The organism is Marivita sp. (assembly GCF_020055675.1).
GTDB lineage: Bacteria > Pseudomonadota > Alphaproteobacteria > Rhodobacterales > Rhodobacteraceae > Marivita.
Map to the genome: position 1 here is coordinate 1 of NZ_JAIPUS010000071.1, position 3,218 is coordinate 3,218.

The window sequence follows — 3,218 nt, forward strand, 5'->3', positions numbered from 1 at the left end:
GACGTGCCCGAAGAGAGCGACCCAAAGAGAAATGGCTACCCGTCCCTCGGCAAGGGCGCCATCCTTGTCGTCGGCGGCGTCCTTGGGCTTGGCCTCGTTGGCTGGGTCGCAGGATGGTGGTCGTTCGAACTGGACCGGGCGATGGTCGAGACGTGGGTCGCGCGCGCCGGACCTTTGGGACCGGTCGCGATTGTCTTCCTCATGACTGTCGCAGTCGTTGCCAGCCCCATTCCAAGCGCGCCTGTCGCGCTGGCCTCGGGGGCCGCTTATGGTCATTATGCGGGCACCGCCTATGTTGCCATTGGGTCAGAGATTGGTGCGCTTGTCGCCTTCTTCATCGCTCGCGGGCTGGGACGTGGGCCGGTCGAGCGCCTTCTTGGCGAAAAGGCCGATTACGGTCTGCTGGGCTCGCAAAACGCGCTGGCTCTCACGGTCTTCGTGAGCCGCCTCCTGCCCTTCGTCTCTTTCGATGCGATGAGCTATGCCGCGGGGCTCAGCCGGCTGCACTTCTGGCGCTTCGCGCTGGCCACGATGGCCGGCATCCTGCCCGCGAGCTTCGTGCTCGCGCATTTCGGCAGCGCTGCGATGGAGGGCGCCTTCGGCAGCGCGGAATGGATCGCCCTTGGTCTAGGCCTCATGACGGGCCTTCCTTTCCTGCTGGTTGCGCTTCGGCGAAGTGCCGCTTCGAGAAAGGAAAGCCCAAAGAAAGACGCTATGGAGACCGTTGGATCATGAGTTCCGAATACAAGCAGAACAGCCTCAGCCTCCCCGACGCCGTGGCAATGGGAACGGGTGTGATGATCGGCGCTGGTATTCTTGCCCTGACCGGGCAGATCGCCGAACTGGCGGGGCCGTGGTTTCCCCTGGCCTTCGTCGCGGGCGCGGTCGTGACGGCATTCAGCGCCTACACCTACATCAAGATGTCGAATGCCTGGCCGTCCGCGGGCGGGATCGGCATGATCCTCAAGAAGGCCTATGGGCCGACAACGGTTGCAGCTGGCGCGGCTCTCCTGATGGCCCTTTCGATGGTCATCAATGAAAGCCTCGTCGCGCGGACCTTCGCGACCTACCTTCTGCGCGGGCTGGGGATGGAGCCGGGCGGCTGGCTTGTTCCAACGATTGGTGTCGGCCTGATCGTCTTCGCCTACATCGTGAATGCCTCCGGCAACAGATCGGTGGGGCTCCTTTCGCAGATCATGGCGGTCCTCAAGGTCGGCGGGATCGCGCTCTTCGGCATTGCGGCGCTTTGGGCGGGTGGCATCTCCTTCGAAGCGACGGGCGATAGGGAAACGGGCGCCGCCGGGTTCATTGCATCGCTGGCGCTCGCGATCCTCGCCTTCAAGGGCTTCACGACGATCACGAATTCCGGTGCCGAGATCACGACTCCCCACCGCAACGTCGGTCGCGCCATCGTCATCTCCATCGCGATCTGCGTGGTGGTCTACCTGCTCGTGGCCTTTGCCGTGGGCTCGAGCCTGCCGCTCGATCGGATCGTGGCCGCGAAAGACTACGCTCTTGCTGAGGCGGCAGAGCCGGCTCTCGGCCGGATAGGATTCTATCTGACGGTGGCGCTGGCGCTCGTCGCGACGGCCTCGGGCGTGATCGCGAGCATCTTCGCAGTCTCGCGGATGCTGGCGATGCTGACCGACATGAAGATGATCCCGCACAGCCATTTCGGGATGCCGGGCACGATCCGGGATCACACTCTTGTCTACACGGTCGTGATCGCCGGCGTTCTCACCGTCTTTTTCGACCTCAGTCGCATCGCGTCCCTCGGCGCCTTCTTTTACCTCGTGATGGATATGCTGATCCACTGGGGCGTCTGGCGTCACCTAAGGGAACAGATCGGTGCGCGGGGATGGATCCTCCTTACCGCCATCGGGCTCGACGCCGTAGTGCTCGGGGCCTTCACCGTGATGAAATGGCAAAGCGACCCAACGATCGTTCTGATCGCGCTGGCCGCCATGGCCGCTGTCTTTGCGTTCGAGCATGTCTTTCTGAAGCTCAACCCGCCCATGGACGGCGGTCACGACCTCGGGAGAGCAGACACCGGTGAAACAGAGAAAGCATCCCCTTGACCTTCCAACCGCTTGAAGCCCCACATTAAGTCCCGAAAGGGGAATCCCGATGACTGACCACACCCATCATCACCATGACGATCCAGCCTCTGGCGCGAACACCGCAACGGATCCAGTCTGCGGGATGGAGGTCGAAGTGCGCGAAGACGCGCGATCGCGCGAGTATGGCGGCGAGACCTTCTGGTTCTGCTCGGAAGGCTGCCAGACGAAATTTGATGCCGATCCTTATTTCTACGCGTCGGGGAATGCGGAGACGACCGAGCAGAAAGCCCAACCCGGCACCCAATGGACCTGCCCAATGCATCCCGAGATCGTCCGCGACGAACCGGGGAGTTGCCCGATCTGCGGCATGGCGCTCGAACCGATGGTGCCCTCGGACGAACCCAGCGAGGAACTCACCGACTTCACCCGACGTATGTGGATCAGTGCAGCCGCTGCAGTGCCGCTGGTGATCCTGACCATGGGCGAGCTTGTCGGCCTGCCGGTTCGCGACTGGTTGGGCCACCAGCTGGCGGTCTATATCGAATTCGTCCTTGCAACGCCCATCGTCCTCTGGGCAGCGCTTCCGTTCTTCAGGCGCGGCGTCGACTCGTTCCGGAACCTGTCCCCGAACATGTGGACTCTGATCTCGCTCGGGGTCGGTGCGGCCTATGTCTATTCGCTGGTCGCCACCTTCGCTCCGGGGGTGTTCCCCGAGCAATACCGAATGGGCGACGGAGTCGGCACCTATTACGAGGCGGCGGTCGTCATCATCGCTCTGGTCTTTGTCGGTCAGGTGCTGGAGCTTCGCGCGCGGGAACGCACCGGCGACGCGATCCGCGCTCTGATGCATCTCGCGCCCAAGACCGCGCGCCGCGTCCTGCCGGACGGTTCGGAATACGATGCACCGCTCGAGAACATCGTCGAAGGCGACACGCTGCGTGTGCGACCGGGCGACAGCGTGCCGGTCGATGGCGAAGTGATCGAGGGGCGCACGTCGGTCGACGAGAGCATGATCACCGGCGAGCCTGTGCCCGTCGAGAAGACGGAAGGTGACCGCGTCACGGGCGGGACGATCAACAAGAACGGCACCCTGGCGATCCGGGCGACGCAGGTCGGTGCCGACACGGTGCTGGCCCAGATTGTCGAGATGGTCGCCGG

3 protein-coding genes are annotated in these 3,218 nt (G+C 63.6%); all 3 read left to right on the forward strand.

The features are described from left to right. The first annotated feature begins 3 nt into the window (after positions 1 to 3). The gene (locus LCF59_RS17580; protein ID WP_292288921.1) at positions 4 to 735 is read left to right on the forward strand and encodes a TVP38/TMEM64 family protein; all 732 of its coding nucleotides are present in this window, start codon (positions 4 to 6) and stop codon (positions 733 to 735) included. Beyond that, the gene (locus LCF59_RS17585; protein ID WP_292288919.1) at positions 732 to 2,078 is read left to right on the forward strand and encodes an APC family permease; all 1,347 of its coding nucleotides are present in this window, start codon (positions 732 to 734) and stop codon (positions 2,076 to 2,078) included. Before LCF59_RS17580 ends, LCF59_RS17585 begins: the two co-directional genes overlap by 4 nt. 49 nt (positions 2,079 to 2,127) lie before the next feature. Further along, positions 2,128 to 3,218 (forward strand): HAD-IC family P-type ATPase (locus LCF59_RS17590; protein WP_292288920.1); only part of this gene is annotated, 1,091 nt, incomplete at its 3' end.

Coding starts and splice junctions, on each gene's coding strand:
- LCF59_RS17585 (WP_292288919.1), top strand. CDS start 732: ATGAGTTCCGAATACAAGCAGAACAGCCTCAGCCTCCCCGACGCCGTG.